Source organism: Pseudomonas sp. 6D_7.1_Bac1 (assembly GCF_025465945.1).
Lineage (GTDB): Bacteria > Pseudomonadota > Gammaproteobacteria > Pseudomonadales > Pseudomonadaceae > Aquipseudomonas.
The window spans coordinates 1-6,161 of the sequence record NZ_JANLNW010000046.1; the positions used below are offsets into that span (position 1 = coordinate 1).

2 protein-coding genes are annotated in these 6,161 nt (G+C 61.8%); both read right to left on the minus strand.

The features are described 5' to 3' along the window. Nucleotides 1–41 precede the first annotated feature (41 nt). On the minus strand, nt 42–3,332 hold the full coding sequence (locus tag NTD87_RS10845; RefSeq protein ID WP_262113864.1) for a DUF2126 domain-containing protein: 3,291 nt from the start codon (nt 3,330–3,332) through the stop codon (nt 42–44). A 372-nt stretch (nt 3,333–3,704) separates the two neighbouring features. Continuing rightward, nucleotides 3,705–6,008, minus strand: coding sequence for a YgiQ family radical SAM protein (locus NTD87_RS10850; protein ID WP_262113865.1), 2,304 nt, complete (start codon nt 6,006–6,008; stop codon nt 3,705–3,707). Between the last annotated feature and the right edge of the window lie 153 nt (nt 6,009–6,161).

Sequence of the window (6,161 nt, forward strand, 5' to 3'; positions counted from 1 at the left end):
CGCCCCCCCCCCCCCCCCCCCCCCCACATTGGGTAATACATTCACTCATTTTTTTTCGCAAACCGGCGTAAATCGAGGGTCATTGGCAGTTCGTCGTTAATACTCAGCGTCGGCACCTGTAAGGTTCCCGGGCTGTGGCCAAGGCGGAAGAACCGCGCCATCCGCCGGCTCTCGGCCTCATTGGCGTTCACCGGCAAGCTGTCGTAGTTGCGCCCGCCCGGATGGGCGACGTGGTACTGACAACCGCCCAGCGAGCGTTGCATCCAGGTATCGAGCAAGTCGAATACCAGCGGCGCGTGTACCGGGATGGTCGGTTGCAGACAGTTGGCCGGTTGCCAGGCGCGAAAACGCACGCCAGCGACAAATTCGCCGACTCGCCCGGTCGGTTGCAGCGGCACCGGGATGCCGTTGCAAGTCAGCACATAACGCTGCGGCGCCAGGCCTGTGAGCTTGACCTGCAAGCGCTCCAGCGATGAGTCGACGTAGCGCACCGTGCCGCCGGCCGAGCCCTCCTCACCCAGCACATGCCAAGGCTCCAGCGCCTGACGCAGCTCCAGTTCGATGCCGCTGACCGCGTAATCGCCGACCTTGGGAAAGCGAAACTCCAGATGCGCGGCAAACCACTCGGCGCGCACCGCATAACCGGCGGCATTGAGATCGACGATCACATCGGCGAAGTCCTGCGCGATAAAGTGCGGCAGCAGGAAGCTGTCATGCAACTCAGTGCCCCAACGGGCCAGCTTGGCCGGTGCATAAGGCTCGCGCCAGAACCGCGCCACCAGCGCCCGCAACAACAGTTGCTGAGCCAGGCTCATGCGCGCATGGGGTGGCATTTCAAAGGCCCGCAGCTCCAGCAGACCAAGGCGACCGGTGGCGCCGTCCGGGGAATAGAGTTTGTCGATGCAGAACTCGGCGCGGTGGGTGTTGCCCGTCACGTCGATCAGCAGGTTGCGCAGCAAGCGGTCCACCAGCCACGGCGCACATTCTTCACCGGGTTCAGGCATCTGCGCAAAGGCGATCTCCAGCTCGTACAACGCATCGTTGCGTGCTTCGTCCACACGCGGTGCCTGGGAAGTCGGGCCGATGAAAAGACCGGAAAACAGGTAGGACAACGACGGGTGGTTATGCCAGTAGCTGATCAGGCTGCGCAGCAGATCCGGACGCCGCAGAAACGGTGAGTCGGCCGGAGTCGCGCCACCGAGTACGAAATGGTTACCGCCGCCAGTGCCAGTGTGCCGACCGTCAATCATGAATTTTTCGGTGGTCAGCCGGGTCTGCCGCGCCTCTTCATAGAGAAATTCGGTGCGCTCGACCAGCTCGTCCCAACTGGCGGACGGCTGCACGTTGACCTCGATCACGCCGGGGTCCGGGGTGATGCGGAAATTACTCAGGCGCGGGTCGCTCGGCGGTTCATAGCCTTCCAGTAATACCGGGCAATGCAACTCCTCGGCGGTGGCCTCGATGGCGCTGACCAGTTCGAGATAATCCTCGACGCGCTCCAGCGGCGGCATGAACAAGTACAACCGCCCTTCCCGAGCCTCGGCACAGAATGCCGTGCGGGTCAGCCAATCAGCGGACTGGTCGATTTTCGGCGCACGCTCATCGGCAGTGGCCGCTTCGCCATGCGCCTGCAACTGCGCAGTGTCAGGCAGCTGCGGCAAATCCTGATTCGGATCGAGCGGGTGCACAAACGGGTACTCCGCCGCCGTCACCCACGGTTGCGAGGCCAGCGGCAAGCGATAACCCAGTGGCGAATCCCCCGGCACCAGTCGGCAATGGCTGTCGCGCAGATACCAGCGGCCGCTCTGCCATTGATCGCCCTTGGCCGTGCGCGCCAGTGGCAGCACTTGGCCGATCACCTTGTCCAGCCCTTGGCTGAAGACCTTGTGCAGGCGGGCGCGCTCAAGCTCATCGCCCAGCCGTGAGTCTTCAGCGCTGACGTTGACCGGCAATGCGCCTTCGCGCCAGAGGTAGTAGAGGTTGTCTTCGTAAGCCGGAAATACAAAACGCGTAGGCAGTTTCAAACGCTCGGCGACACTCGCCAGAAAACGCCCGGCCAATTTGCCATCGGCACCGTAGTCTTCCTGCTCATCGGCAATCAGTGCGCTGTTATTCCAGATCGGCACGCCATCTCGTCGCCAGTAGCAGTTCAGCGACCAGCGCGGCAGTTGCTCGCCGGGGTACCACTTGCCCTGGCCAAAATGCACCAGACCCTGCCGTGCGTAATGTTTACGCATGCGCTGGAACAGTTCGGCGGACAGCCGCCGTTTGTCCGGGCCGAGCGCTGCGGTGTTCCATTCGGCGCCGTCGGGGTCATCGATAGAGACGAAGGTCGGCTCACCGCCCATGGTCAGGCGCACATCGCCTTCTTGCAGGTCGGCGTCGATCTGCCGGCCCAGCGCCTGGATCGCCAGCCACTGGTCCTCGGTGTAGGGCTTGGTGACGCGGGGAGCCTCCCAAATCCGCTCCACTGACATTTCGTGGCTGAATTCGCACTCGCACGGTTCGACCAGGCCACTGATTGGCGCCGCAGAGGACGGATCGGGGCTACAGGCCAACGGAATATGCCCTTCACCGGCAAACAGCCCGGAGGTGGCGTCCAGGCCAATCCAGCCCGCACCGGGCAGATAAACCTCGCACCAGGCGTGCAGGTCGGTGAAGTCCACCTCGGTGCCGGAAGGACCGTCGAGGCTTTTCACGTCAGCGGTGAGTTGAATCAGGTAACCGGAGACAAATCGCGCCGCCAGCCCGAGGTTGCGCAACAGCTGCACCAACAGCCAGGCAGAGTCACGGCAAGAACCCGAGGTGTGTTCCAGCGTGTATTCCGGGGTTTGCACACCCGGCTCCATGCGAATCAGGTAGCCGATGTCTTCGCTCAGGCGCTGGTTCAGTCCCACCAGAAAATCCACGGCGGGCAGCGGTGTGCGGTCGATGCCATCAAGGTAAGCCTTGAACTTCGGTGTCAGCGGCAGGGTTTCCAGGTACGGCGCCAGCTCGCGCTGTTCGTCGGTGGCATAGGCGAAGGGGATTTTTTCCGCGTAGGGCTCAAGGAAGAAGTCGAACGGGTTGAACACCGCCATCTCGGCCAGCAGATCGACTTCGATCCGCAGCTCCGTGGTTTTCTCGGGAAACACCAACCGCGCCAGGTAATTGCCCTGGGGATCTTGTTGCCAGTTGATGAAGTGCTGATCAGGCGACACTTTCAACGCATAGGAAAGAATCCGCGTGCGGCTGTGGGCAGCCGGGCGCAGGCGAACGATCTGCGGGCCGAGTTCGACGGCGCGGTCGTAGCGGTAATGCGTGACATGGTGCAATGCGACATGGATCGACACGGCGTGCCTCCTGCGAGCCTTAAGCGTAACTGAAAGCGCGCAAGACTTATGCCAGCCGGCATACCCGGCGCTTTCTCCGTTTGCTGAGCGCAGTACAGCACCAAAATCGCGCATGGGGAGATTTTGCACTAGGGAATGCACAGGATTGTGGCAGTCAGGAGCCAAGTCGCTGTCAGGGCCGCCCCCTTCGCGAGCAGGCTCGCTCCCACATTTGATCTGTGGTGGACACGAGTCGAGCGTTCACAGCAGGCCCCTGTGGGAGCGAGCCTGCTCGCGAAGAGGCCCGTGGCTCCAGCACACCTTTCAAGCTCAAGCCCTGAACGCAAAACGCCAACCCGAAGGCTGGCGTTTTGTTAACAGACCAAGCGACGCTTAGCGCGGCACTACCGGTTTGCGTGCAGGCTTGGGCCCTTTGCCTTTTGCAGCGTCCTTGCGCTCCTTGGCGGCCTGCTGGTTACGGGCGAACGCCGCAGCCTTGGCCTGTTCACGCTTGTCCCACGGATTACCGCCATCGCTGGCACGCGGCGGCAAGCCGGTGTGCTGGGTCAGGATTTTGGTGGTCTTTTCCCCGGCCACTTTATGGCTACCGGCGGGCGTCGAATTCTTGCGACGGGCGCTCTGGTAACTGTCGGTGGCCGGCTGATGCAGCGGGATCAGCTGGTTCTTGCCCGGCCCGATCAGGTCGGCGCGGCCCATGCGGGTCAACGCTTCACGCAGCATCGGCCAGCCTTTCGGGTCGTGGTAACGCAAGAACGCCTTGTGCAGGCGACGCTGCTCTTCGCTCTTGACGATGGTCACGCCGTCGCTCTTGTAAGTGACCTTGCGCAGCGGGTTCTTGCCCGAGTGATACATGGCAGTGGCGGTGGCCATCGGCGACGGGTAGAACGCTTGCACCTGGTCGGCACGGAAACCGTTGCCCTTGAGCCACAGGGCCAGGTTCATCATGTCTTCATCGGTGGTGCCCGGGTGGGCGGCGATGAAGTACGGAATCAGGTACTGCTCTTTCCCGGCTTCCTTGGAGTACTTCTCGAACATCCGCTTGAACTTGTCATAGCTGCCGATGCCCGGCTTCATCATCTGATTGAGCGGACCTTCCTCGGTGTGTTCCGGGGCGATCTTCAGGTAACCACCGACGTGGTGGGTCACCAGCTCTTTAACGTATTCCGGCGACTCGACCGCGAGGTCGTAACGCAGGCCGGACGCAATCAGGATCTTCTTCACACCCGGCAAGGCACGGGCGCTGCGATACAGCTGGATCAGCGACGAATGGTCAGTGTTCAGGTTCGGGCAGATGCCCGGGAACACACACGAAGGCTTGCGGCACGCGGATTCGATTTCCGGGGTCTTGCAAGCAATGCGGTACATGTTCGCGGTCGGGCCGCCGAGGTCGGAAATGACGCCGGTGAAGCCTGGGACCTTGTCGCGGATCTCTTCGATTTCGCGAATGATCGATTCTTCGGAACGGTTCTGGATGATCCGGCCTTCGTGCTCGGTGATCGAGCAGAAGGTACAGCCGCCGAAGCAGCCGCGCATGATGTTCACCGAGAAACGGATCATGTCGTAGGCCGGGATCTTCTCCTTGCCATACGCCGGGTGCGGAACACGTGCGTAAGGCATGCCAAACACGTAGTCCATCTCTTCGGTGGTCATCGGAATCGGTGGCGGGTTGAACCAGACGTCGACTTCGCCATGCTTCTGTACCAGCGCGCGGGCATTGCCCGGGTTGGTTTCCAGGTGCAGCACGCGGTTGGCGTGGGCATACAGAACAGCGTCGCCACGGACTTTTTCTACCGATGGCAGACGGATCACGGTCTTGTCGCGGGTCATCCGCGGGCTCGCCAGGATCTGCACGACCTTGGCTTCTTCCGGGTCTTCAACCGGACCCTTTTCCTGCTCGATGGCGCAGGCCTGGGTGTCCTGGGTGTTGACGTACGGGTTGATGATCTTGTCGATCTTGCCCGGACGGTCGATGCGCGTGGAGTCGACTTCGTACCAGCCTTGCGGCGTATCACGACGAATGAACGCGGTGCCGCGCACGTCGGTGATGTCTTCGATCTTATGACCATAGGACAGACGCTGGGCGACTTCGACGATCGCCCGCTCGGCGTTGCCGTACAGCAGAATGTCGGCGCAGGCGTCGATCAGGATCGAGTTACGCACCCGGTCCTGCCAGTAATCGTAGTGCGCGATGCGACGCAGGGAAGCTTCGATGCCACCGAGGACAATCGGCACATTCTTGTAGGCTTCCTTGCAGCGCTGGCTGTACACCAGGCTTGCGCGATCCGGACGTTTGCCAGCCATGCCACCGGGGGTGTAGGCGTCATCGGAACGGATTTTCTTGTCGGCGGTGTAGCGGTTGATCATCGAGTCCATGTTGCCGGCCGCGACACCGAAAAACAGGTTCGGCTCGCCGAGCTTCATGAAGTCGTCTTTGGACTGCCAGTTTGGCTGGGCAATGATCCCGACGCGAAAGCCCTGGGACTCCAGCAGCCGGCCGATGATTGCCATGCCAAACGACGGGTGGTCGACGTACGCATCACCGGTGACGATGATGATGTCGCAGGAATCCCAGCCGAGCTGATCCATCTCCTCCCTGCTCATCGGCAGGAATGGCGCTGGCCCGAAACATTCGGCCCAGTATTTCGGATAGTCAAATAACGGCTTGGCTGCTTGCATGTCGATAACCGGTGTTGGCTTTCATTGAATTTCGCGGGCGCGGAATATAGCACAAAATTTGACCAATTCCGACGGCTATGGTCGGAAATTGGTGTCGCCCCTATCGGGGGCCGGCGCGCGCCCCCCCCGGCCCCCCCTACAACCGGGGGGGGG

What these genes read in the sequence shown, in the direction of transcription:
- NTD87_RS10850 (WP_262113865.1), bottom strand. Translation starts at nt 6,008, where the DNA reads ATGCAAGCAGCCAAGCCGTTATTTGACTATCCGAAATACTGGGCCGAA.